Raw genomic sequence first — 23,177 nt, forward strand, 5'->3', positions numbered from 1 at the left:
GCAGTTTTATATCTAATCAGCAACAAATAAATCCGAGCTGATTCAAATTCTATTTCAAGAATTTGAATCAGTTCGGATTTTATTTTCACTAATCACTTTTGTTCCGGTCTCTTTCTTTATAAAAATGTTCGTTTCACACGATCCCAATAGGAGTTGTTCTTGAGTTTCACCGTTTTAATTACTTTATCACTTAAGGTTACCGTTAAATCTTTAATATTTCGAATGGAATAGGCTTCATTATCTAAGCCGATAACAGGATAATCGTTACCATCCTGAATGATATCCAATGTAAGCTTTCGATCCTTACTTAATACAAAAGAAGATCCTAATGTCCGATAGCGGTTGTTATTAAGTGAAGCGAGTTCTGATACTTGAAAACATGGAATCTTCGGATCAATTATAGCACCCTGTGTTGATTTATTGTAACCAGTACTGCCTGTAGGAGTTGCGACAATTAATCCGTCACCCCTAAATGTTTCAAACTGCATATCATCAATATAAACATCAATTACAATCGTTTTGATAATGGTGGAACGAATGCTAACCTCATTTAAACAATTAAATGAATTTTCCCCATTTACCTGTACATTTATGACTGGAAACCGACGAACCTCCATTTCTTCATGAACCATTGAATGTAGCATTTCATCAAAATTATCCATATTAAAATCACAATACAGTCCGGACTCGTCAGATTGTGTTATCCCAGTGTAAAGGCAATCCTGTCTGAACCCTGTTTTTCGAACAGCCTGTAAAAAAGCACCATCGCCACCAATACTTATAATAACGTTAGCTTGTTTGTGATCATCAACAATAGTGAAATTGTTTTTTTCAGCAAGTTCTGTTAGTGGCTGTAATTTATTTTTGAGGTCATTATTTTTTTGATAAAAGAAATAAATGTTTTTTCGATTAGACATTGTTATCCTTCCCCCTATTATTATCGTATCTTCTTGTCTAAGAATATCATTTTTGCTTATTATTTCCTAACAGATTGAAAGTGTATGAGTAAAAAAGGAAATTTGTAGCAAATTAATATTGTGGGGTGAGGAATTTATGTTTATCTTACTACTGATAGGCTTTATTTTAGTGATTATTTTACTGTTATTTTCAAAAATTAAGGTGATTAATACGGTTATTGTAAATCAGGATAGACAAACTGTTTTAATAGCTGTTTATTTTTATCGAATAAAATTAATGAATAGGGTGATTGACATATCTGATCAATCCTATGAGGAAAAATCAGTTCGCGAAACACTGAAATTATTACATAATTATAGTGAAAATTTTCTTCAAAAGGCTAAAGATTTAAATGACGTGGTTACTATTTTGCTGGGGCGAGTTTATTTTCATAAACTTACATGGAGTACGCATTTTGGAACTGGAGAAGCAAGTGCGACCGGTATGGTTTCAGGAGGAATATGGGGAACTAAAGGGATGATATTAGGGTTAATTTATGCAAAGAGTAATTTAAAATGTGATCCATCCATCTCTGTTGTACCACTTTTTAATCAACGATGTATTGAATCAAAATTCGATTGCATTGTATCAGTAAGGATCGGGCAAGCTATATATGGAATTATTAAAGTGATACGTAAATATCCGTCAAGCAAAGAAGTAATTGTTTAAGTTTTTAAAAGGAGGAAAATATTATGGAGGAACATCCGATTCAGGGTCTAATGACAACAGCAATGGAAAATTTAAAAGATATGATAGAGGTGAACACAATTATCGGGGATCCGGTTGAATCTCCGGATGGAAGTGTAATTATCCCGGTTTCAAAAGTAGGATTTGGTTTTGCTGCAGGTGGGAGCGAATTTAGTTCAGGTAGTTCAGGACAAAGTAAAAGTGATTCAGGTAGTGGAGGCTCATTACCATTTGGGGGAGGTAGCGGTGGTGGTGTATCCATTACACCAGTTGCATTCTTAATTGTTAGTCCAAAAGGAATTAAGATGGTTCACTTGGATGAAAACACACATATTTATGAGAAGATGCTTGATTTTGCTCCAAAAGCAGTTGAGAAAATTCAGCAAATATTAAAAGAGTCAGCTCAGTCACCTAATCATAAACAAAAATCTGGGCGAGGCCAGCAACAGTCAGAGCAGCACAATTCAAATCAGAATCAGGGTAATCAGCAAAAACAGGATCAGCAGCAATCAGAAGATCAAACAAGATATGATATATAAAGATTAGCTCAATTGAAATAGTGGACATTAATTGGTAATAAATTCATAATGGGGTGTGCAGGGAAAAATAATTAGGAGGAATGGATTTATATGGCTAATGTTACATTTAATCAGGATCCTGTCACACTTCTAGGCAATGAAATTTCAGTGGGCGATCAAGCGCCAAATTTTACTGTGTTATCCAATGATCTTAAAGAAGTGAAGTTAGAGGATTATCAGGGTAAAGTAAAACTAATCAGTGTCGTACCATCTATCGATACTGGCGTATGTTCCGATCAGACACAACGATTTAATAAGGAAGCAGAAGATATAGGTAATGTCCAAGTACTAACGGTTAGTATGGACCTCCCGTTCGCTCAGGCTCGCTGGCGTGAAGTGAATAAAGTTAATGAGCTTGAAATGTTATCTGATCATCGTGATGCAAACTTCGGTGAAAATTACGGTGTATTAATTAAGGAATTACGATTATTATCACGTTCAATTTTCGTGGTTGATTCAACTAACAAGGTTACATATTTAGAATATGTAAGCGAGGTAACGAATCATCCTGATTATGATAAAGCGTTGGAAGAAGCCAAAAAAGCAAAATAATATTGAACTCACACTCTCCTGTTACTCGATAGCAGGGGAGATTTTTGTACATATACATAGATGATTTGTTACACTAGATATGCTTCAGATAGATGGATTGAACGGAGGACTTATTGATAATGGAAAAAATGAATGTAGAAGTTTTATTTGAAAAGATAGATAATGCTACTGATACAGTACAGCAGCATGCAAACGAAACATACTTGGATAGTCTAGCCATGACATTGGAGGTATTTTTCCACGAGCATGTTGCCGAGGAAATAGATGATGTCTTAAAAGATAAGCTTCAAACGATGATAAAGGATATAGATATACACGCATATCAAACGGAAGAAATCCGTAAAGCAGTACAATTGGCAATCTTAAAAGGCATGAAAGGGACAACGCAGCAACAGCATTTGATGACACCTGAAACAGTTGCTCTATTTGTCGGCTATTTAGCAGAGAAGGTTACTAAGGGAAAAGAAAAGCTGCGTGTATTTGATCCTGCCAGCGGGACGGGTAATTTGCTTACAACAGTATTAGGCCATTTGAAAAACACTGAAGAAACGTTTGCCAGTGAAGTTGATCCTACATTGATTAAACTTGCAGTATTGAATGCAAATTTACAAAAGAAAGAAGTGGAGTTTTTTCATCAGGATAGCTTAACACCATTCCTACTGGATCCAGTTGACTTAATTGTAGCTGATTTACCTGTTGGCTATTATCCTGATGATGTACGCGCAAATGATTTTGAGCTAAAAGCTGATGAGGGTCATTCTTATTCCCATCATTTGTTTATTGAACAAAGCATGAATTATACGAAAGATGGCGGGTATTCCATTTTCGTAATTCCTGACTTTCTGTTCGACAGCGATCAATCGGACAAACTGCATGCTTTTATCCAGGAGTATGCGCATATTGTAGGTGTTTTAAGGCTTCCAGAAAGTATGTTTAAATCAGAGAAGAATATAAAAAGTATTCTTATTCTGCAGAAGAAAGGTAAAGGTACCACAGCTCCAAAACAGCCATTGCTGGTTAAGCTTCCTTCATTTAAAGATACAACAGCGATGAATGATATTTTAGGTCAAATGAATACATGGTTTTCAGCGAATATAAATAATTAGCTACAGGAGTTGAAATCACAATGCAGAACATTTTAGCTATTAATGCTGGCAGTTCATCTTTGAAATTTCAGTTAATACGGATGCCAGAAGAAAAGGTATTAGCAAAAGGTCTTGTTGAACGAATTGGCTTGACTGAGCCTGTATTTATAATCGAAATAGGGGACAGTAAAGAGAAAGTATCAGCAGATATTCCAAATCATCAAATTGCCGTTGAACACTTGATGGACAGCCTAAAAAGTTCGGGTGTTATCCAATCATTCCAGGAAATAAATGCTGTTGGTCATCGTGTCGTGCATGGTGGGGAGAAGTTTAGTGATTCAGTACTTATAACTGAAGACGTAACACGTATCATTGATGAAGTATCCGAATTAGCACCGCTGCATAACCCGGCAAATTTAACTGGAATTCGTGCATTTCAAAAAATACTGCCTGATGTGCCAATGGTCGCAGTATTTGATACGGCATTTCACCAATCAATGCCTGAGAAATCTTATTTATATAGCTTACCGTATGAGTATTATGAGAAGTATGGAATTCGCAAATATGGTTTTCATGGAACTTCCCATAAATATGTATCAGAGCGAGCTGCTGAAATGTTAGGTATGCCAGTTGAACAATTACGACTAATCTCATGCCATTTAGGTAATGGTGCCAGTATTGCTGCTATTGATAAAGGCAGATCAATTGATACGTCAATGGGCTTCACCCCATTAGCGGGCGTAACGATGGGCACAAGGTCCGGTAATATTGATCCTGCTCTAATCCCATATATTATGGAGAAAACAGGGAAATCTGCATTTGATGTGATTAATATTTTAAATAATAAAAGTGGAATGCTCGCTTTGTCAGGTTTTTCCAGTGATTTACGGGATATTGAACAACAGGCAAATGAAAATGATCGTGCAGAACTTGCTTTGGAAGTGTTTGCGGCTCGAATACATAAGTATTTGGGTTCTTATGCGGCCAGAATGTCAGGAGTAGACGCTATTATATTCACAGCTGGGGTGGGCGAGAATAGTGATACGGTCCGTGAAAAGGTGTTAACAGGATTGGAGTTTATGGGTGTATACTGGGATCCTGCCTTAAATAAGATTCGTGGTAAGGAAGCATTTATAAACTATCCTCATTCTCCGGTAAAGGTTATCGTAATTCCGACTAACGAGGAAGTTATGATAGCCCGAGATACTGTTCGTCTTTCTCAATAGGAGGGAATTTGATTGTCAGTTCATGAACATAAACAAAACAAACAATTTGTAAAATGTATGGTAGTAACGATAAGTGATACAAGAACAGCAACGACCGATAAAAGTGGTAACTTGATGGTAAAATTATTAGAAGAGGCCGGTCACCATATCCAAATAAAAGAAATTATTTCTGATGAGCGTACAGCTATTAAAGAAATTATCGGTTCCGGCCTTGAGAATCCTGATGTTGATATTATATTAATGAACGGTGGAACTGGTATTGCTTCTCGTGATGTGACAATTGAAACGATTCAGCCTATGTTTGAAAAGGAAATAACCGGTTTCGGAGAACTTTTCCGAATGTTAAGTTTCCAGGAGGATATTGGATCTGCGGCAATATTATCAAGAGCTATTGCAGGAGTGAGCAAGAATACAGCTGTCTTTGCTACGCCAGGATCATCAGGTGCAGTGAAACTTGCTATGGAAAGACTAATTCTTCCTGAATTGTCACATATAGCACATGAGATAAAAAAAGATATTAACGCCTGAAATTGAGTCGGGCGTTAGGCGTGTTTATCGTATAACAAGCACGTCACAGTTTGCATACCTCGTAATGCTTTCCGAAACACTGCCAATTAAGAAGCGTTCAACGGCACTCATACCAGTTGCACCACAGATTATTAAATCAGCATTAAAGCTAACAGCGATATCTTTAGCTATTTTCACCTTAGGAGATCCATATTCAACACACCTAACTAAATTTGTTAGGCCTGCAGTTTTAGCGTTTTCCACATAACTATCCAATAGTTCTCTTGCATATTCTTCTGCACGATCAGCCAATGTTCTGTCATAGGCTTCTGCTGTAGCGAAGGTTCTAGAATCAACTACATGTGCCAGGATAAGCCGTGCATCATTTCGCTTTGCAATATCCAAGGACTTTTTGAATGCTTTTTCGGAAGCCTCAGAACCATCAACAGCAACTACAATATTTTTGTATTCGAAATCCATAATAATCTCTCCCCTTCTTCTAATGTATATACCCACTCTACTACTACTATAACTCTTTTTGAGAAAGTTGGAAATAAAAATCTCCAGTAATGTGACATGGAAGTGCACATACTAAAATTGGAGGTGATTTAATTGTCAAGAAAAGAAAAATTCTTCGAAGATAAAAAAGGTGTCTCAACTGTTAAAAATCAACTGATCGAAAGCTACCAAAGCGGGGTTATTGAAGATAAGGAAAAGCTCTCCAACAACAGAGGGATTCACAAGTATAATAATCAAAAAAATTAGTGGTGTATTCAATCCATCTCTTAAAAGGGATGGATTGCTTTAGTTCTTTCAATTAGCATATTATGATATAATTCCAATCATGATAAGTAGTTCAAGGAGGAACAAATGATGGGACATGCACTAATCACAGCAGGTACATCAGGATTAGGAAGAAAAGTGATAGAAGAATTTTTGAAAATGGGTCATTATGTTACGACAACATATCACAGCGATTATGAGAAAGCACAAGAAGTCAGACAGGAACTGGCAGAATATAATCACTTATTACATATAGAACAAGCTGATGTAACCAGTAAAAAGAATATAGAAAGTCTTGTAGAAAATGCTGTAACACGTTATGGTGGTATCGATTATCTTATTAACAATGCTGGTCCATTTATATTTGAGCGGAAAAAGTTACTTGATTATACTGACGATGAATGGCATAAAATGATACAGGGAAATCTTGATGCCGTTTTTAATTTATTAAAATTAACCGTACCATATATGCGGGAGCAGCGCTTTGGAAGAATAATTAATTATGGCTTTCAAGGAGCTAACAGTGCATCTGGCTGGCCATACCGCGCTGCTTTTTCGGCGGCTAAAAGCGGGTTGGTTTCTTTGACTAAAACGGTTGCGTTTGAAGAAGCAGAATATCAAATCACATCCAACATGGTCTGCCCTGGCAATATAGTTGGTGATATGAAAGAAGCCAGTATTGCGCAAAGCAGACAGGTACAAGATGACGCAACCCCTGTTGGCAGATCTGGAACTGGGGAAGATATTGCACGTACAATTTTGTATTTATGTGATAAAGATTCGGATATGATTACCGGATCTATTTTTGATGTTACTGGAGGACTAGATGTAATTCACCGATACCGTTAACTTATTATAATGCTTTTTTGAATAGTATTTGTTACAATTAAAGTGTTTGTAATTACTATATTTATACATTTTAGATAATTTAGTAAAGGAGGGTATTTTCATTGAAAATAGGAGTACCTAGAGAACTGAAAAATAGTGAGAACCGTGTAGCAATGACACCAGCTGGGGTTCTGACGCTGGAGAAAGCTGGACATAAGGTTTATGTAGAAACAGAGGCAGGATTAGGTTCTGGTTTTACTGATGATCAATATGCAGAGGCTGGAGCGATTATTGTTCCCACTGCTAAAGAAGCTTGGTCGCAGGAAATGGTCATGAAGGTGAAGGAACCTCTCCCAGAAGAATACGACTATTTTTACGAAGGTCTGATTTTATTTACTTATTTACATTTAGCAGCAGAACCAGAATTAACAAAAGCATTGATCGATAATAAAGTTGTTGGAATTGCGTATGAAACAGTGCAACTGGAGAATAATTCACTTCCTCTTTTAACACCGATGAGTGAAGTTGCAGGCCGAATGGCTTCGCAAATTGGTGCACAATTCCTGGAGAAATCCAAAGGTGGAAAAGGAGTACTGCTTGCTGGAATTCCAGGTGTAAAACGTGGAAAAGTAGCGGTAATTGGCGGTGGAGTAGTTGGTACCAATGCTGCCAAAATTGCGATGGGCCTGGGAGCTGATGTCACCATTATTGATTTAAGCCCAGAGCGATTACGACAATTAGATGATATTTTCGGATCATCTATCAATACGATGATGTCCAATCCGTTAAATATTAGTGAAGCAATAGCAGAGTCTGATCTTGTTGTAGGTGCTGTTTTAATTCCTGGTGCGAAGGCGCCAAAGCTAGTTACAGATGAAATGGTACAGGCAATGTCAGAAGGATCAGTTATTGTTGACGTTGCCATTGATCAAGGCGGTATATTTGAAACTAGTGATCGTATCACAACACACGATAACCCAACATACACAAAACACGGTGTACTACACTATTCTGTTGCAAATATGCCCGGAGCAGTTCCACGTACATCGACTATCGGGTTAACAAATGTTACTGTTCCATATGCGCTTCAATTAGCAAATAAAGGATATCAAAAAGCATGCTCAGATAACGAAGCATTGCTGAAAGGAATTAATACATTAGATGGCTATGTGACATTTCAAGCTGTAGCTGAATCACATGACCTGCACTATAATGACGTGCATACGTTACTAAATAAATAAAAATTAAAACGAGGTGGCTGGGACAAAAGTGTTTTAGTCAAAGTAATATCCGAACTATAGTTCAAAATTCTTGAAATAGAATTCGAATTAGTTCGGATTTTATTATGGTGGTGTTCGGCGTTGTTATGAACCTATTTTTTAGCGGAGTGGATCCGGTATACTGATTTGGCGAATCCTCATTCCGAGTAGAAGCCCTTATTTCGCATATATCATAGTAAAAAAAGTGTTTGTACCAAGTGTCCGCAACACTTCAATTTTCGTAATTTCCGTCAAATAAGGTCCCCTGGTGTTCGCAAAAGTTCTAATCTGATTATAAATTCATTTTCTTGATAGCTGATTGCTGCGTATTCGGCAGTCATGTTAGTTACTTACTGCCACCTGAAGGGGTGGTGTAAGTAAAGTTTTTTTCTAACCGATAATCTGTAATTCTTTAGGATATTTCGTTAGTGTTTCAGGCCCTTTTCGGGTCATGAATATCATGTCCTCGATTCTCACTCCACCAGTGTTTGGTACATAAATCCCTGGTTCTATTGTATAGGACATGCCCTCTTGTAATGGCAGTTTATTTTTACTGTGCATGGAAGGATATTCATGTGTTTCTATTCCCAGGCCATGGCCGATTCGGTGTGTGAAATATTTGCCGTATCCAGCTTGTTCAATGTGGTTTCGTGCTGCTAAATCAACTTCCCCAACAGGTGTACCAATATTGGAGGCTTCGATTGATTGTTTTTCAGCCTCTAACACCGTGTTATAGATTTTTTCCTGTTCTGGAGTAATGGATTTGTATGCAACTGTTCGTGTTGTGTCAGAACAATACCCTTCAAAAACCACACCGAGATCAAATAAAATCATATCCCCTTTTTCAATCTTCTTCATGGAAGGTGTTCCGTGTGGTGATGCTGTCTTAGTGCCTGATAAGGTCATTGTTGAAAACGACATATGCTGGATACCCTGTTTTTTTAACTCATATTCTATCTTTGCAATAACTTCGAGTTCACCAACGCCTTCGTTTATTGCTTTCACTCCAGTTTCAACCCCAAAGTCAGCGAGGGAAGCTGCTTGTTTTAGTAGTGTGTATTCCTTTTTGCTTTTAATAACTCTTAAGTTTGCCAATATCTCCTGTGCATCTGAAACAATTGCTTCAGGAAAGACTTCCATTATTTGATGGTATCGGTCCAAAGTAAGCTGGTTATACTCAAGACTTATTGTTCGAGGAATACTATTGTTCCGTTTAAGAAAATCATGAAATAGGTTCCATGGATTTTCATGGTCCTGATATCCAATTATTTCGTAGCTCCAGCCAGCATTTTTTGCATCTTCTACTTCCATTGAGGGTACCATTAATAATGGATCGTGATATTGACTGACATAAACGGCTATAACACGTTCATGTGGTTCTGTATAATAGTTGCTTAAGTAGTAAAAGTTTGCCTTGGATGTGACAAGCATACTATCAAGGTTATGCTTTTTTAGTTCGTTTAATAGTGTATCTAATCTGTTCGTCATAATTGCACCTCTTTTTAGTTATTACTTCTATTATAACAAAAGTAAATATTGTTAAAACGTGTTACAATATAAAATAAGTTTTATTTGATGAAACCATTTTAAAATTGAATCGTATAACATATAGAATAACGACTTTGATTAGTATGTGAGGTGAAGCTATGGGTTTATTTTCAAAGCTTTTTTCAAAAAAAGAACAGCAGCGTCCTGCCCCGAAGGAACGAACAACACTGTCTATTGCAGTGGGTGATATTGTGACATATGACCTTAGGGACTATGAAGTAGTAGGTAAAATCACGTATCGGGATGGAAGCTATGAATGGTATGGCTATCAGTTACTGGAAGGCAGGGATACTATCTGGCTATCAGCGGAAATGGATGATGAGCTGGAACTTGGTATCTATAAAAAAATACAGTTTCCGATTACTACACCTTATCCAAAAGAATTAACTTATGATAATCAAACATATTATCTTGAGGAAAAAGGAACTGCAACAGTACAAGGTGAAGGAAGAAGTTCCAATCTTAAAGGTGCCGAAACAAATTACGCTGACTACAGTTCAGATGAAGGGGCACACTTTTTAAGCTTCGAATCATGGGGAACAGAAATTGAAGCGAGTTATGGTTACCCAATTGAGTCATATGAGCTAAAAATATTAGCTGGAACAAAATAGAGGAGGATAAAAATGTTTAAATTTTTTAAACGTGTGACAACTGTCGTTGGTTCAGAAATGAATGCTATGCTTGATAAGGCTGAAGACCCGGTGAAAATGCTGGATCAGTTTATGCGGGATATGGCTGAAGATATTCGTGAAGTGGAAACGTCTGTCTCCAAACAAATTGCCAATGAAAAAATGCTTAAACGAAAAGCAGATGATGCACAGGCTATGGTCGATAAACGCCAGAAGCAAGCGGAGCAAGCTATTGAATCAGGTAATGAAGACCTTGCCCGTCGTGCACTTCAGGATAAAGGTGACCATGAAGGCCAAACAAAAATGCTTAATGAATCATGGGAACGTGCAAAAAATGATTCTGATGTATTACGTGATAAGTTAGATGAAATGAAAAAAGAGTATCAGGAAATGAAATTGAAGAAAGATTCGTTGAAAGCCCGTGCTGAATCAGCTAAAACGAGAACTAAAATGAACAGAACAATGTCTTCAATTGGCAACGATGAATCTAAACAAGGATTTGAAAGAATGGAAGAGAAGGTCATGCAGTTTGAAGCAGAAGCTGACACTAGTGAGGACCTGTCTCAGGAAAGCCGCACATTGGATGATGAATTTGAGGAATTAGAAGATAAAAGTAATGTAGATGACGAACTTGCAGCGCTTAAAAAGAAAATGAATAAAGAATAACAAAGAGTGAGATAATGGGACAGACTCTTTATAGCAGTTAAAGCTTGTCGATAAGCCAAGTTAGAGCTGTCCCAAAGATTTGTGAGAAAGGGGTGAATACTTGTTGAAAAAGTGGCTAATATTTACAGGCCTAATACTAATCATGCTTATTATGACATCGTGTGCGCAACTAGGACCTTTTTCAGATAGAGGAATGCAGGAAGAAGTTATTATCACGAAAGATGATGTTCCACAAGAGCCTGATAAGGAATCGATAGTAAATGATTTGAATTCGAATAATGATAATGAAATTGATGATCTGATTGAAGCTAATTTTCCATTAATGGATGTTGTATCGAATGAATCAAATAAAGCAGAAATTTATGCAACTAACCGATTTGATTTGTCAGAATTATCATCTGTCTTGACCTCAGCCAAGAAACCTGAAAACGAGAGTGAAGTTAAAGATGATCAGCAGATTTTGATATATGATGATACGTTCGTAACATTAAAGGAAAGTGAAGATGACGAAGATGTACTGCTTCTTGAAGTTGCAAGCGATGAGTTCGTTAGACGAAATTATTCACCAAGTTTTTTAAGTACATTTTTTGCTATGAGTCTTCTAAACAACACCTTTGGTTCAAATAATTGGGGGTGTAGATCAGGCAATTGTTACGGAGGCTATACCGGAAAAGGGTACTACCCAGATGGTGCGCCAAAGCGAGGAGGTTCGATATTTCGTGGTGGTGGACCAGGTGCAGGAAAATAAAAGGAGTGTGTTAGAATGGGACCATTTATAGCAACGTTTGTTTATTTTGCAATCTCTATTGTAATTATATTGATTGGCTTAGCTCTATTTGCAAATATAACAAGAAAATACAAGGATATGGATCAGGTCAAAGAAGGCAATCAAGCGGTAGCATTATCCATTGCCGGAAAAATCATGGGTATTGGCGTCATACTTGCATTTGCGATTTATAATAGTGATGTTATTTATGAAACAGTAATTTGGGGTGCGTATGGTGTAGTGCTGCAAATGGTTGCTTATGTTTTATTTGAACTATTAACCCGTAAATTTTCAGTTGAAGAACAGCTGTTAAAAGATAACCGGGCAGTCGGAATTATCTCCATGGCAGTTTCTATAGGGCTAGGATTTGTAATTGGTGCGTCCATTACATAGAATTCACTAAAGCGACCAGCATGAAGCTTGGTCGCTTTATATTTTGGAGTGGTAATATGAATGAAAAATCCATTCGGCAAAGCAATTTTATTTACTGGGCGTCTGGAATTGTATCCATATGTGGCATAATTTTTGAGGTGTTGTTTGGTGCGTTAGGGTCATACATATTAGGTGATGGAGTTAAACAATATACATTGACAATATCCTTATTCTTAACGGGTATGGGAATAGGTGCCAGTATTAGTGAAAGAGTAACGAAAAACCTAATCATATCTTTTGTCTATATCGAGTTCGGTGTAGCAATTATCGGAGGGTTCTCCAGTTTTACAATGTTTGGCATAACAGCATTTGCTCCTGCAGGTACGGATGCCTTTTATTTGTACTTGATAACATTGATAGTTGGTGCATTAACAGGTGTTGAATTACCAATACTTATACGGAAGGCAAATGAGATTGGTGTTACGCTAAATAGAAGTACAGCAAGGGTATTATTTTCAGACTATGCTGGTGGTCTTGTTGGTGGATTGTTATTTGTGTTTTTGCTCCGTCCTCAATTTGGTATGGTTAAATCAGCATTTTTAGTCGGTTGTATTAATTTGGCAGTAGCATTAGTCGTTCTATGGTTATTCCGTAAAGAAATACGACGGTTTGCTGTACATGCCGTCATCGGGGTAAGCATCGGTTTATTACTTGTTATCGGTTTGTTCTTTGGAGAAGCGATGGCGTTTAGCTTTGAACAAAAATTATACAAGGATCCAATAATATATATGGAAGAAAGCAGCTATCAAAAAATAATATTAACACAGGATCAGGGTGATACACGTTTATATTTGGACGGATCACTGCAGTTTAGCTCAACTGATGAATACCGTTATCATGAAGTTCTCGTTCATCCTACAATGGAATATGCAAAAAACCCTGAAAATGTATTAATTTTAGGTGGAGGAGATGGAATAGCTGCAAAAGAAGTGCTTAAATATGAAAGTGTTAAGAATGTTTCACTCGTCGATCTTGATCCAGCAGTTACAGCACTTGCTAATTCCAATCGGCTGATCCTTCAATTAAATGATGGCTCATTACGTAGTGACAAGGTAGAGGTTATTCATGAGGATGCTTTCCAATTTTTGGAGAATAGCGAGAAATGGTATGACGCTATTATAGTCGACCTGCCGGATCCCAATAACGAAAGTTTGAATAAGCTTTACACAAAAGAATTCTATTCACTAATTCGTAATCATTTGCTTCCAGGCGGCGCAGCTATGATTCAGGGAACTAGTCCTGTCTTTGCAACAAAGGTCTATTGGACTATTTCAGAAACAGTAAAATCGACCGGAATGGATATTGTAAATCTGCATGCAGATATCCCGAGCTTTGGGAATTGGGGATTTGTAATGGCAAGCAGAGAACCAATTAAGCTTGATACGATTACCATTAATAAATCTACGAGGTTTTTGACAACAGATATGGTGACAAGCTTGGCTGAATTTGGGAAAGACGAAGACAGCCGGATTATTGACGAAGATGGGGACACGGTTGACTTGGAAATTAATACGTTAATTGATCCAAATTTAATTCAATTATATGAGAATGCATGGAAAAATTATTAATCGGGTAAAGGAATATGAAAAGCTCTATCGAATGTATAGGGTGTAGACTAAATGTAAAAGGAGCGATAATTGTGAAAGTATCATATCATGGACATTCAGTTGTCCGAGTTGAAACAGAGGACCATACTATATTAATTGATCCATTCATTTCGGGGAATGAAGCATGCGACTTGGATCCGTCCACCATTGAAACAGACATTATTCTGTTAACGCATGGTCACAATGATCATGTTGGTGACACGTTTGAAATTGCCAAGCGAAATGATGCATTAGTTGTCGCACCAAATGAACTGGCCGGATATCTCGGTTCTAAGGGTTTGAACACACACCCAATGCATATTGGTGGTGCCCATGAGTTTGACTTCGGAAAAGTGAAATTCACTCAAGCCTTTCACGGATCATCCTATACAGAAGAGGATGGAACCATTATTTATACTGGAATGCCGGGTGGTATTCTGCTTACTATCAACGGAAAAACAATCTACCATGTAGGCGATACTGGGTTATTCAGTGATCTGAAACTGATTGGAGACATGAATGATATTGAGATTGCATTCGTTCCAATTGGTGATAATTTTACAATGGGGCCTGAAGATGCCTTAATCGCGGCTGATTGGATTAACGCCAAAACAGTTGTCCCTGTACATTACAATACATTTCCGGTAATTGAACAGAATCCCGACTCGTTTGCGGCTAAAGTGAAGACAGGTAAAGGATTAGCGATGAAGATAGGGGAATCAGTAAATCTGTAATGTTAAAAAACGTGAGCTGCAAATGGCTCGCGTTTTTGGTTTTCAAGAGTCAATCAATTTCATCATTCAAAATTAAAGCAGTAAATCCAACCTATTTGTAATTGTGCTAGGCCTGTTGATTTCCACTGCAGGCGGACGCTTTCCGCGGCCATGGCTTGAGCCTTCTCGCGCTATCGCACTCCGGGGTCTCAAGGCTCATGCTCATTCCGCTTCGCTTCAATCGTAAAAAAACGTTTGCTATTCCCGCAGGAGTCGCCGCCTTTCGTTCCAATCAACGATAGTAGTACTTTGAATTCACGCACAGTAAATAGTAGTTCACAAAATTATTCGGATAAATGATAAATATAAGTATTTTTGAAATTGACTCGAGTAAGTATAATATCTTAAATATTTATTGGTTATGAAACTTTTAGACTCTAATTGCATTTAAAATCTATATCATAATCACTTTCTGATTTACCTTCTGGAAAGTATATTTCTCCTTTAACACAAAGATGCCCTGCTTTATCGTTTCCGCCTTTCCCAACTATTCTTACGTTATCACTAATGTAAAGGTTCTTCTCTACTACTAATTTTATTTCATTTTTTACTTCAATATCTCCAGCTATCCACGCACTGCCATTAACTTTACAATCATCTTTGAACATTACTTTCTTATTATTACCAGCATTTTTAAATCGAGTGTTTTGGTTATAGTCACAGTTAGCAGACTTTCCATCCTCAGTAAACTCGTATTTTTCATCTTCTTCATTTTTTAGCTCTATTACATATTCGTCATTATTTCTCCAAGTTGTTTTAATTGTAAGGGCCTGATCAGCCTCATTTGCTGTTGTTATTTCTATCGGCAGAACTTCTTGCTTTGTCATTCCTATTATGCAATCATTATTTAATTGTTTCGTTTGTTGTTTATCATCTAAAAAAGTAATGACTTGTTTTACATTTATTCCATCAATTTTCTGATAGCAAATATTAAATTTTTCTGCATCTTCAACTTCATCACTTTTTTTAGTATATTCTTTCCTTAATTCACTAACTAAAACATTAGTTTCCTGATTTAAAGAGATTTGTCTACTAGTATTTTCTTCACTACTCATCATTTGAATAATAACTGTAGATGAAAGGGCGATCACCACTGCAAACAAACTGAGTGCTGCCAGTAATTCTACTAATGTCATGCCTTTTTCAGTTGAAAATTGTCGAAGTTTCATGTTTACACATCCAATAAATGCTATAATAGGTTAAAAGTCACGGGTAAGGTGTGAATTCAATTGTATACTAGATTTAAAAAAATAAATAGTAGTGGATTTACCCTTGTTGAAATTATAGCATCAATTGCGATTCTAGGAATGGTTATTGCGGTGTTATTACCCATTTTCCCACAAATAATGAGCTGGTCACAAAAAACAGATGATGAATTAGTAGCCAGTAACCTTTTGAGTGAAGTAGCGAACGAGGCAAAAGACATAAATGTTGTCGATTCATTTGGGGAAAATGTCACCAAGTGTGAGAATGGTTCAACTGAAGACGTAATTCTTAGAGAATATCAGTTAAATAATGAAAAATACGAGGCTAAACTTAATGTTTGTAATGAAAAAGATGTGAATTTATATCGTACTCATATTAAAATATTTTCTACTGATGATAGATTAGTAAGTGAATCGTATACTTATATTCAAGGTGATCCAAAGTGATTAATTATAAAAGTGAAAATGGTGCGGCACTTGTACTTACATTGATGATCATTACATTATTTTTTATTTTCATTCTGACCCAATTTTACCAGATTACAAATACAACAAAACAAGTTACGACTATGGAAAAACAAATAGATGCCCGACTCGCGGCCGAAATGGGTAGTGATTATTATAGAGATGTTGTAAAGAAATATATTGATGATACAGATACAGGAGTGGAAGAGCCGGGGGACGTAAACATAGCTGAAATTATTTTGCCACAAAATCCGGTTATATGGGATTCAGGGAACCATAAATTTTTGATTAAAGAATCCTATATAGAAGAGAGAACAGAAGACCAGGTTACCGTTAAATTTATTAGTGTTGGTACTGCACATAACAAAGAAATGAAGATTGAGGAAACCATTATCATTACATTTGAAAGTGAGTGATGACTTTGATAGCACGTAAGCGACTAGGGGATCTTTTACTAGAGGCAGGTCTTGTAACTGAGAATCATATAAACCAGGCACTGGAAAATAAAAAGGAAGATCAAAAACTGGGTGATGCTTTACTTGAACGTGGGGTAATTACGGAACGCCAACTGATCGAAGTTCTGGAATTTCAATTAGGTATTCCACATGTCTCTTTATATCAATACCCAATTGATCAGTATGTTCTAGGCTATGTAACAAAGGAGATGGCACAGCAAAATTATATAATGCCTCTAAAAGTCCAGGATAATGCCTTGACAGTAGCAATGAAGGATCCAATGGATTATTACATTATTGACGATTTAGAAATGGCAACAGGATTTAGTATATCGCCTGTTATTGCAGCAAAAGACGATATTCTATTTGCTATTAATAAATACTATTTTAAGAATGACTCTAAGCTAGCAATAGAGACTAATACCGAAAATGATAATGAGGCTCCAGTAATTCAGTTACTTGATCAACTCTTACATACAGGAATCCAGCTTAAAGCAAGTGACATTCATATAGACCCGCAAGAAAAAAATGTAAACATCCGTTATCGAATAGATGGAAGATTGCAAACGGAAAAAATAATACCACAGCAAATGCAGAATGCTTTAATTGCTAGAATTAAAATTTTGGCAAACTTAAATATAACAGAAACAAGGCTACCACAGGATGGAAGAATTAAAACGAATGTAGGAGAAACGCCAGTAGATTTACGGATTTCCTGCCTTCCTACAGTTCATGGTGAAAAGATTGTAATACGAATTCTGGATCTTAATAATGCGCTAATGCAATTAAGTGAGTTGAATTTTTCAGAAGATAACTTTAAAAAATATAAGCAGTTAATTACCCAGCCTTCAGGACTTGTTTTGTTAACAGGACCAACAGGGTCAGGGAAAACTTCAACATTATATGCGTCTATCAATCAGCTGAATCAAGAGAATGTGAACATAATTACGGTTGAAGATCCTGTTGAGTTCCAGTTGGACGGTATTAATCAAGTACAGGTTAAAAGTTCAATTGGGCTCACTTTTGCAAACGGGTTACGTTCGATATTAAGGCAGGATCCGAATATTATTATGGTTGGTGAAATTCGAGATCAGGAAACAGCAGAGATTGCCATTAGGGCTTCTTTAACAGGCCATTTAGTATTTAGCACAGTCCATACCAATAGTGCAGTTGATACGGTACCGCGATTAATTGATATGGGGATTGAGCCGTATTTAGTTGTTTCATCCTTATCGGGTATCGTTGCACAGCGATTAGTCCGCAAAATTTGCCGGGATTGTATTACGGAACGAGAGCTAACTGAAATGGAGAAAGAAATATTTGATCAAAATGGTATAGAAGCTGCCTTTGTTTATTTCGGAAAAGGGTGCAGCAGTTGTCACCAGCAAGGCTATCGCAACAGAATTGCAGTACAAGAAGTTCTGGTAGTTGATGAAAAAATTAAAAGTATGTTGCTGAATAATGAATCAATAGCAGAGATTCGTTCCTATGCAAAGCAACAAGGCATGAATTTTTTGATTCAGGATGGGTTAGAAAAAATTAAAGAAGGATTGACATCCATGGAAGAAATTATGCAAGTTTCAATTAATATTTAGGGGGTTTCTCATATGAGTGAAAAATTTAAAAAATGGTTGACAAATGCTTTCCACAGACAAGCGTCAGACGTGCACTTAACTATTGGAAAAGCCCCTATATTTCGCATCAACGGTAACCTGATTGAGCAGGAAGAGCCAGCTCTAAGACCATCTGATACACAAGATATTGCAAAGGAGATTATCCCGAATAATCTTTTGCAATGGCTGGAAGAGAAACGCGAGCTGGATTTCTCTTATGGAATTAGTGGGGTTTCAAGGTTTCGGATTAATGTATTTTATCAACGGAATCAGTTGTCTTTGGCAATTCGAATTGTACCTACTAGCATTCCAACAATTGAGGAATTGCATCTCCCGACGATTACCAAGGATATTATGCATAAGCCACAGGGACTAGTGCTTGTAACAGGGCCAACCGGAAGTGGAAAGAGTACGACGCTTGCTTCCATGATCCATCATATGAACCAAACGATGCAAAACCATATTATTACTTTAGAAGATCCGATTGAATATATGCATACACATAACAAGTCGGTTATTGATCAACGTGAGATTGGTTTTGACACAAATAGCTTTGTTAATGGACTTAGAGCAAGCCTGCGACAGGACCCTGATGTCATTTTAGTTGGTGAAATGCGTGACTTAGAAACTATCTCAACAGCGATTACCGCTGCGGAAACGGGACATTTAGTATTAGGTACCCTCCATACAACAGATGCAGTATCAACAATCGAACGAATTATTGATGTATTTCCATCTGAACAGCAAATACAAATCCGCATCCAGTTATCATCCATTTTAAAAGCTGTTATCTCCCAGCGATTACTAGTTACAAAAGATAATATGGGGAGGCGGGCGGCAACAGAAGTTCTGATTAATACACCTGCTGTTAAGAACTTAATCCGTAATGAAAAACTGCATCAAGTTCAGAATGTGCTGCAAACATCAAAAGAACAGGGCATGCACACGCTTGAAATGGATCTCAAACGGTTACTAAAAGAAGACCTAATTTCCTATGAATCGGCTGCTCCTTTTATGCAGGAAAGGGGTTTTTAATGGATGAACTATCAATATAGTGGAAAACATGCATCTGGTCACAAAACAAAAGGAAGGATAGAGGCTGATTCAAAAAAAGATGCGCTAGTACGGTTAGAAAAGGATAGTATAATCGTAATCGATATAGATGAGACGAAATCGTGGAATAAGGAATTATCTATTAATAGAAGAGTTAAAAATAAGGACTTTGTTATTTTTCTAAGGCAATATGCAACATTGATTCATGCTGGTATATCGATTTCAGAAGCTACGAAGACGATGTCAAGGCAAACGGACAATTATGCATTAAGGCAAGCACTGACTGCTATTGATAAACAACTTGACCAGGGACAGGCCCTTTCAAAAGCAGTTGAAAGTCACCCGAAGGTCTTTCCATCTCTACTCGTCAACATGATCCGGGCCGGGGAGGCTAGTGGTAAACTTGATGACATATTAAACCAGATGGCTGATTATTACGAGAAAGAATATCGTAATAAACAAAAAGTAGTTTCAGCATTACTTTATCCCGGTGTTGTAGGGGTTATCACACTTTTATTAAGTATGTTCTTGCTAGTATTCATTGTTCCACAATTCGTAGGAATGTTTAATTCCTTTGGTGAAGAGATTCCGGCGTATACCCAGTTTATTTTGAGTCTGAGCAGTTGGGTTAGTGCCTTTTGGTGGGTGCTTATTGCTGTAGTATTATTAGGTATTGCAATTTATAAGTACCTGTTGAAGAATGATGCGTTTGTTTACCGGGCCGATAAGCTAAAAATGAAGTTTCCCTTTTTAGGTGTGCTTGCACATAAAGGTGTCTTGGTTCGGATGACACAAACGTTGAGTACTTTAGTAAATAGTTCTGTACCAATCCTACAATCGGTCGAAATCACCGAAAAAGTGGTTGGAAATCGTGTGATTCGAGATGTATTAGAGCAATCCAGGAAATCGATGGAAGTAGGAGAATCGATTACTAATCCTATGAAAGAACATTGGGCATTTCCGGCACTAGTTGTTCAAATGATCCAGATTGGTGAGAAGACCGGGACTTTAGACAATATGCTTTCAAAAGCTGCAGCATTTTACGAAGAAGAAGTAGAACAATTGTCGAATCGAATCAAAACATTAATCGAGCCGCTTATGATTATTATACTGACAATAATCGTAGGCAGCATCATTACCGCAGTTGTTATTCCAATGTTTTCTTTGTTTGAAAATATCTAGAAAAAATTAGTAGATTTTTGTCTGAAAATGTATTATAGTGTACATAGGAATATAGTAGGATGCGATGATAAATTACCTGCAATTTGGGCATTTTGGTAGTTTGGAGTAAGTAGTGCAACCGGCCAGCTAAGTTTAATAGACTTTATATCTTATATAGTAAGAGAGGCGGGGATTTTTATGCTAGAACGCATGAAAAAGATGATGAAAAAAGAAAAGGGGTTTACCCTTGTTGAACTGTTGGCAGTTATTGCAATATTGGCGATTATTGTTGCTATAGCAGTACCGACGATAGGAAATGTTATTGGTGAATCTGAGAAAAAGGCTCATGACGCAAATGTAGAACTGATCAAAAATGCTGCAAGGTTAGCAGATGTTAGTGGTAACTATGGCAAGGATGATACTATCACTCTGAACCAGCTAAAGAAAAAAGGGTATCTAGATGAAGTTCCTACAGTTCCAGGAACAGATACCAAATATTCTGGTACTGTTACTAAAGATGGAAATGGGAAATTTGAATATGGTGGAGATGAAAGTGTTGACTAAAACAACATAATTTAAAATGATTTTAATTATAACCTACGCCTTGCACTAATAGTTGCAGGGCGTATTCTTCAATATATATTCTTCTAGCTTTACAATAAGGAGCCACACGAATGGATATTTTACTAATAACATTTTTCTTCCTCCTTGGCCTAATTTTTGGCTCATTTTTTAATGTAGTTGGATTGCGCCTGCCAGAAAATATACCCTTCGCAAACGACCGTTCAATTTGCCCCAATTGTAGCCATCAATTGTCATGGTATGAGAATATACCGGTTATTTCATTTGTCATCCAAGGGGCTAAATGTAGCCATTGCCAAAAAAAGATTTCGTTTATATACCCTGTAATTGAATTGTCTACAGGTATTTTATTTGCATTAAGCTACTCATTAGTAGGAATAAATCTAGAAATCATTACGGCGTTACTTCTGGTTTCGATGCTTATGATTATATTGGTGTCCGACATAACATATATGTTAATCCCAAACAGAGTACTTCTCTTCTTTCTGCCATTACTCATCATCATCCGTATCGTACAGCCTTTGGATCCGTGGTGGTCATCCATTCTTGGTGGTATAATTGGAATTACGCTCCTTGCATTAATTATAATTATTAGTAGTGGTGGAATGGGCGCGGGAGATATGAAACTGTTCGGTATCTTAGGCATTATTTTGGGAATTGATAAGGTGTTACTGGCATTTTTCCTCTCCTGTATGATTGGTGCAATTATAGGAATGCTGCTGCTTATCTTAAAGGTAATCGACCGCAAGCAACCCGTTCCATTTGGTCCATATATTGTTGTTGCAACACTAATTACATATTTTTACGGTGAAAGATTAGTAAACTGGTATTTTAATTTATTTTTGTAAGCAGGTGATAGTTTGGGAATTTTTAATAATGGTAGAGTAAATATAGTAATTACAAATAGAGTTTTACGGTATTCGTATCATAAAAGTTCTTCTATAAAAAGCTTAGTAAAACATGGTGAAGTGGAACTGCCTGAAGGGACAATTAAAGACGGAATAATTACCAGTACACAATCTCTGCAAAAAGCTGTTAATCGGTTGGTTAGGAAAAATAAATGGAGAAGAAAAAAGCTCTATTTTTGTATGCAGGATGACACAGTTGTAATTCGTCGGCTGCAAATTCCGGCAACACTGACAAATGATGAAGCGATTGGTTATGTAAAGACACAGATTGGCAACAGTTTATATCTGCCATTTGGTAACCCAACACTTGCAATTGAGTTTCTGGAGGCAGATGGTGAAAACAGAGACATTCTTTTATTCGCGTACCCAAAGGATAAAATAGAATCATTCAAAGAAATTTTTGATGAGGCAGGTCTTAAATCAGTTGCTGCTGACCTTACTTCTTTATCGGTTTATCGATTTTATTATTATTTATTCCAGGAATCGGACATTAATCATGTACTCCAAATTCACTGGAATCACGACGCACTCGTTTTAACTGCTTTTCAAAACCATAAAGCAATTTTTACCCGTTATATGAAACTACCAACTCACACGGATCAGTCAGAATTGGACGAGACCTTAGGAAAACAAATCATTGACGACTCTATTATAGAAATTAATCGGTTTATCGATTTTTATCAGTACTCTTTAACGAAAGGTACAGCAAGAATAAGTTTATTGCTGTTAGCTGGTGATTTTCCATTTCTTGATGATGTTAAAAAAGCCTTATCTGATGCTGTTACCATAAAGTTATACAAGTTTCCTGAAGGGAAATTACAGGTGAAGTATGCTGATGTCCTTGGTCTGGCACTGAAACAGGATTCGTAAAGG

27 protein-coding genes and 1 riboswitch are annotated in these 23,177 nt (G+C 36.9%); of the genes, 23 read left to right on the top strand and 4 right to left on the bottom strand.

Annotated features, from left to right (window positions below):
* Positions 1-116 precede the first annotated feature (116 nt).
* Entirely contained in the window at positions 117-917 is an 801-nt protein-coding gene (locus ACTWQM_RS14705) for an NAD kinase (protein ID WP_443258920.1), read from the bottom strand.
* Between the two features lie 136 nt (positions 918-1,053).
* Here ACTWQM_RS14705 and ACTWQM_RS14710 point away from each other — a divergent pair, with 136 nt between their 5' ends.
* The 6 genes from ACTWQM_RS14710 to ACTWQM_RS14735 all read left to right on the top strand — a co-directional run bounded on the left by ACTWQM_RS14710 (position 1,054) and on the right by ACTWQM_RS14735 (position 5,613).
* Positions 1,054-1,626: a DUF2953 domain-containing protein gene (locus ACTWQM_RS14710; RefSeq protein ID WP_443258921.1), complete on the top strand. Its 573-nt coding sequence runs from the start codon at positions 1,054-1,056 to the stop codon at positions 1,624-1,626.
* Between the two features lie 23 nt (positions 1,627-1,649).
* Entirely contained in the window at positions 1,650-2,183 is a 534-nt protein-coding gene (gene ytfJ, locus ACTWQM_RS14715; RefSeq protein WP_443258922.1) for a GerW family sporulation protein, read from the top strand.
* Between the two features lie 90 nt (positions 2,184-2,273).
* Positions 2,274-2,774 carry a thiol peroxidase gene (gene tpx / locus ACTWQM_RS14720; RefSeq protein ID WP_443258923.1) on the top strand — a complete coding sequence of 167 codons (501 nt, stop codon included), beginning with the start codon at positions 2,274-2,276 and terminating at the stop codon, positions 2,772-2,774.
* Positions 2,775-2,893: 119 nt separating this feature from the next.
* Entirely contained in the window at positions 2,894-3,880 is a 987-nt protein-coding gene (locus tag ACTWQM_RS14725) for a class I SAM-dependent methyltransferase (protein ID WP_443258924.1), read from the top strand.
* A gap of 20 nt (positions 3,881-3,900) precedes the next feature.
* Positions 3,901-5,085 carry an acetate kinase gene (locus tag ACTWQM_RS14730; RefSeq protein WP_443258925.1) on the top strand — a complete coding sequence of 395 codons (1,185 nt, stop codon included), beginning with the start codon at positions 3,901-3,903 and terminating at the stop codon, positions 5,083-5,085.
* 12 nt (positions 5,086-5,097) lie between these two features.
* A complete protein-coding gene (locus ACTWQM_RS14735; RefSeq protein WP_443258926.1) occupies positions 5,098-5,613 on the top strand; it encodes a MogA/MoaB family molybdenum cofactor biosynthesis protein in 516 nt (171 codons plus the stop codon).
* 24 nt (positions 5,614-5,637) lie between these two features.
* Here ACTWQM_RS14735 and ACTWQM_RS14740 read toward each other — a convergent pair whose 3' ends face one another.
* Positions 5,638-6,072 carry a universal stress protein gene (locus ACTWQM_RS14740; RefSeq protein WP_443258927.1) on the bottom strand — a complete coding sequence of 145 codons (435 nt, stop codon included), beginning with the start codon at positions 6,070-6,072 and terminating at the stop codon, positions 5,638-5,640.
* Positions 6,073-6,204: 132 nt separating this feature from the next.
* On the opposite strand from ACTWQM_RS14740, the gene ACTWQM_RS14745 reads away from it, so the two are divergent.
* From ACTWQM_RS14745 to ald, 3 genes are all read left to right on the top strand, one after another.
* The gene (locus ACTWQM_RS14745) at positions 6,205-6,357 is read left to right on the top strand and encodes a hypothetical protein (protein ID WP_209479404.1); all 153 of its coding nucleotides are present in this window, start codon (positions 6,205-6,207) and stop codon (positions 6,355-6,357) included.
* 108 nt (positions 6,358-6,465) lie between these two features.
* Positions 6,466-7,224 (top strand): SDR family oxidoreductase, encoded by a 759-nt coding sequence (locus ACTWQM_RS14750; protein ID WP_443258928.1) that lies wholly within the window; start codon positions 6,466-6,468, stop codon positions 7,222-7,224.
* A gap of 101 nt (positions 7,225-7,325) precedes the next feature.
* Positions 7,326-8,444 carry an alanine dehydrogenase gene (ald, locus tag ACTWQM_RS14755; RefSeq protein ID WP_443258929.1) on the top strand — a complete coding sequence of 373 codons (1,119 nt, stop codon included), beginning with the start codon at positions 7,326-7,328 and terminating at the stop codon, positions 8,442-8,444.
* Positions 8,445-8,852: 408 nt separating this feature from the next.
* Here ald and ACTWQM_RS14760 read toward each other — a convergent pair whose 3' ends face one another.
* On the bottom strand, positions 8,853-9,950 hold the full coding sequence (locus tag ACTWQM_RS14760) for a M24 family metallopeptidase (protein ID WP_443258930.1): 1,098 nt from the start codon (positions 9,948-9,950) through the stop codon (positions 8,853-8,855).
* Positions 9,951-10,108: 158 nt separating this feature from the next.
* Between ACTWQM_RS14760 and ACTWQM_RS14765 the strand changes: the two genes are divergently transcribed.
* From ACTWQM_RS14765 to ACTWQM_RS14790, 6 genes are all read left to right on the top strand, one after another.
* Complete coding sequence (locus ACTWQM_RS14765) at positions 10,109-10,621, top strand: DUF4178 domain-containing protein (protein WP_443258931.1); 513 nt, start codon at positions 10,109-10,111, stop codon at positions 10,619-10,621.
* Between the two features lie 12 nt (positions 10,622-10,633).
* Positions 10,634-11,305: a PspA/IM30 family protein gene (locus ACTWQM_RS14770; RefSeq protein ID WP_443258932.1), complete on the top strand. Its 672-nt coding sequence runs from the start codon at positions 10,634-10,636 to the stop codon at positions 11,303-11,305.
* A 103-nt stretch (positions 11,306-11,408) separates the two neighbouring features.
* On the top strand, positions 11,409-12,053 hold the full coding sequence (locus ACTWQM_RS14775) for a DUF4247 domain-containing protein (protein WP_443258933.1): 645 nt from the start codon (positions 11,409-11,411) through the stop codon (positions 12,051-12,053).
* A gap of 15 nt (positions 12,054-12,068) precedes the next feature.
* Positions 12,069-12,464: a DUF350 domain-containing protein gene (locus ACTWQM_RS14780; RefSeq protein ID WP_443258934.1), complete on the top strand. Its 396-nt coding sequence runs from the start codon at positions 12,069-12,071 to the stop codon at positions 12,462-12,464.
* A gap of 56 nt (positions 12,465-12,520) precedes the next feature.
* Positions 12,521-14,071, top strand: coding sequence for a polyamine aminopropyltransferase (locus ACTWQM_RS14785; RefSeq protein WP_443258935.1), 1,551 nt, complete (start codon positions 12,521-12,523; stop codon positions 14,069-14,071).
* A 71-nt stretch (positions 14,072-14,142) separates the two neighbouring features.
* Positions 14,143-14,823 (top strand): metal-dependent hydrolase, encoded by a 681-nt coding sequence (locus ACTWQM_RS14790; protein WP_443258936.1) that lies wholly within the window; start codon positions 14,143-14,145, stop codon positions 14,821-14,823.
* 416 nt (positions 14,824-15,239) lie between these two features.
* Here ACTWQM_RS14790 and ACTWQM_RS14795 read toward each other — a convergent pair whose 3' ends face one another.
* Positions 15,240-16,031, bottom strand: a complete 792-nt coding sequence (locus tag ACTWQM_RS14795; protein WP_443258937.1) for a PulJ/GspJ family protein — start codon at positions 16,029-16,031, stop codon at positions 15,240-15,242.
* Positions 16,032-16,091: 60 nt separating this feature from the next.
* On the opposite strand from ACTWQM_RS14795, the gene ACTWQM_RS14800 reads away from it, so the two are divergent.
* From ACTWQM_RS14800 to pilM, 8 genes are all read left to right on the top strand, one after another.
* A complete protein-coding gene (locus ACTWQM_RS14800; RefSeq protein ID WP_443258938.1) occupies positions 16,092-16,514 on the top strand; it encodes a type II secretion system protein in 423 nt (140 codons plus the stop codon).
* Positions 16,511-16,948, top strand: coding sequence for a hypothetical protein (locus ACTWQM_RS14805; protein WP_443258939.1), 438 nt, complete (start codon positions 16,511-16,513; stop codon positions 16,946-16,948). The genes ACTWQM_RS14800 and ACTWQM_RS14805 overlap by 4 nt, the downstream gene beginning before the upstream one ends.
* Complete coding sequence (locus tag ACTWQM_RS14810) at positions 16,948-18,582, top strand: GspE/PulE family protein (RefSeq protein ID WP_443259075.1); 1,635 nt, start codon at positions 16,948-16,950, stop codon at positions 18,580-18,582. The genes ACTWQM_RS14805 and ACTWQM_RS14810 overlap by 1 nt, the downstream gene beginning before the upstream one ends.
* A 12-nt stretch (positions 18,583-18,594) precedes the next feature.
* Positions 18,595-19,635 carry a type IV pilus twitching motility protein PilT gene (locus ACTWQM_RS14815; protein WP_443258940.1) on the top strand — a complete coding sequence of 347 codons (1,041 nt, stop codon included), beginning with the start codon at positions 18,595-18,597 and terminating at the stop codon, positions 19,633-19,635.
* A gap of 3 nt (positions 19,636-19,638) precedes the next feature.
* Positions 19,639-20,835 carry a type II secretion system F family protein gene (locus tag ACTWQM_RS14820; protein WP_443258941.1) on the top strand — a complete coding sequence of 399 codons (1,197 nt, stop codon included), beginning with the start codon at positions 19,639-19,641 and terminating at the stop codon, positions 20,833-20,835.
* Between the two features lie 48 nt (positions 20,836-20,883).
* Positions 20,884-20,968: riboswitch (cyclic di-GMP riboswitch) on the top strand.
* A gap of 44 nt (positions 20,969-21,012) precedes the next feature.
* Complete coding sequence (locus ACTWQM_RS14825; protein ID WP_443258942.1) at positions 21,013-21,378, top strand: prepilin-type N-terminal cleavage/methylation domain-containing protein; 366 nt, start codon at positions 21,013-21,015, stop codon at positions 21,376-21,378.
* 110 nt (positions 21,379-21,488) lie between these two features.
* Positions 21,489-22,244: a prepilin peptidase gene (locus ACTWQM_RS14830; RefSeq protein WP_443258943.1), complete on the top strand. Its 756-nt coding sequence runs from the start codon at positions 21,489-21,491 to the stop codon at positions 22,242-22,244.
* A 12-nt stretch (positions 22,245-22,256) separates the two neighbouring features.
* A complete protein-coding gene (gene pilM, locus ACTWQM_RS14835; protein ID WP_443258944.1) occupies positions 22,257-23,174 on the top strand; it encodes a type IV pilus biogenesis protein PilM in 918 nt (305 codons plus the stop codon).
* Positions 23,175-23,177: the final 3 nt, after the last annotated feature.

The sequence above is a fragment of the Virgibacillus sp. L01 genome (assembly GCF_052246775.1).
Taxonomy (GTDB): domain Bacteria; phylum Bacillota; class Bacilli; order Bacillales; family Amphibacillaceae; genus Lentibacillus.

Bases quoted from the DNA above. Each gene is read 5' to 3' on its own strand.
- ACTWQM_RS14815 (WP_443258940.1), top strand. From the start codon at position 18,595: ATGAGTGAAAAATTTAAAAAATGGTTGACAAATGCTTTCCACAGACAA.
- ACTWQM_RS14725 (WP_443258924.1), top strand. From the start codon at position 2,894: ATGGAAAAAATGAATGTAGAAGTTTTATTTGAAAAGATAGATAATGCT.
- tpx (WP_443258923.1), top strand. From the start codon at position 2,274: ATGGCTAATGTTACATTTAATCAGGATCCTGTCACACTTCTAGGCAAT.
- ACTWQM_RS14830 (WP_443258943.1), top strand. From the start codon at position 21,489: ATGGATATTTTACTAATAACATTTTTCTTCCTCCTTGGCCTAATTTTT.
- ACTWQM_RS14765 (WP_443258931.1), top strand. From the start codon at position 10,109: ATGGGTTTATTTTCAAAGCTTTTTTCAAAAAAAGAACAGCAGCGTCCT.
- ACTWQM_RS14710 (WP_443258921.1), top strand. From the start codon at position 1,054: ATGTTTATCTTACTACTGATAGGCTTTATTTTAGTGATTATTTTACTG.
- ACTWQM_RS14810 (WP_443259075.1), top strand. From the start codon at position 16,948: ATGACTTTGATAGCACGTAAGCGACTAGGGGATCTTTTACTAGAGGCA.
- ACTWQM_RS14770 (WP_443258932.1), top strand. From the start codon at position 10,634: ATGTTTAAATTTTTTAAACGTGTGACAACTGTCGTTGGTTCAGAAATG.
- ACTWQM_RS14740 (WP_443258927.1), bottom strand. From the start codon at position 6,072: ATGGATTTCGAATACAAAAATATTGTAGTTGCTGTTGATGGTTCTGAG.
- ACTWQM_RS14760 (WP_443258930.1), bottom strand. From the start codon at position 9,950: ATGACGAACAGATTAGATACACTATTAAACGAACTAAAAAAGCATAAC.
- ACTWQM_RS14820 (WP_443258941.1), top strand. From the start codon at position 19,639: ATGAACTATCAATATAGTGGAAAACATGCATCTGGTCACAAAACAAAA.
- ytfJ (WP_443258922.1), top strand. From the start codon at position 1,650: ATGGAGGAACATCCGATTCAGGGTCTAATGACAACAGCAATGGAAAAT.
- ACTWQM_RS14795 (WP_443258937.1), bottom strand. From the start codon at position 16,031: ATGAAACTTCGACAATTTTCAACTGAAAAAGGCATGACATTAGTAGAA.
- ACTWQM_RS14825 (WP_443258942.1), top strand. From the start codon at position 21,013: ATGCTAGAACGCATGAAAAAGATGATGAAAAAAGAAAAGGGGTTTACC.
- ACTWQM_RS14785 (WP_443258935.1), top strand. From the start codon at position 12,521: ATGAATGAAAAATCCATTCGGCAAAGCAATTTTATTTACTGGGCGTCT.
- ACTWQM_RS14780 (WP_443258934.1), top strand. From the start codon at position 12,069: ATGGGACCATTTATAGCAACGTTTGTTTATTTTGCAATCTCTATTGTA.
- ACTWQM_RS14730 (WP_443258925.1), top strand. From the start codon at position 3,901: ATGCAGAACATTTTAGCTATTAATGCTGGCAGTTCATCTTTGAAATTT.
- ACTWQM_RS14705 (WP_443258920.1), bottom strand. From the start codon at position 917: ATGTCTAATCGAAAAAACATTTATTTCTTTTATCAAAAAAATAATGAC.
- ACTWQM_RS14750 (WP_443258928.1), top strand. From the start codon at position 6,466: ATGGGACATGCACTAATCACAGCAGGTACATCAGGATTAGGAAGAAAA.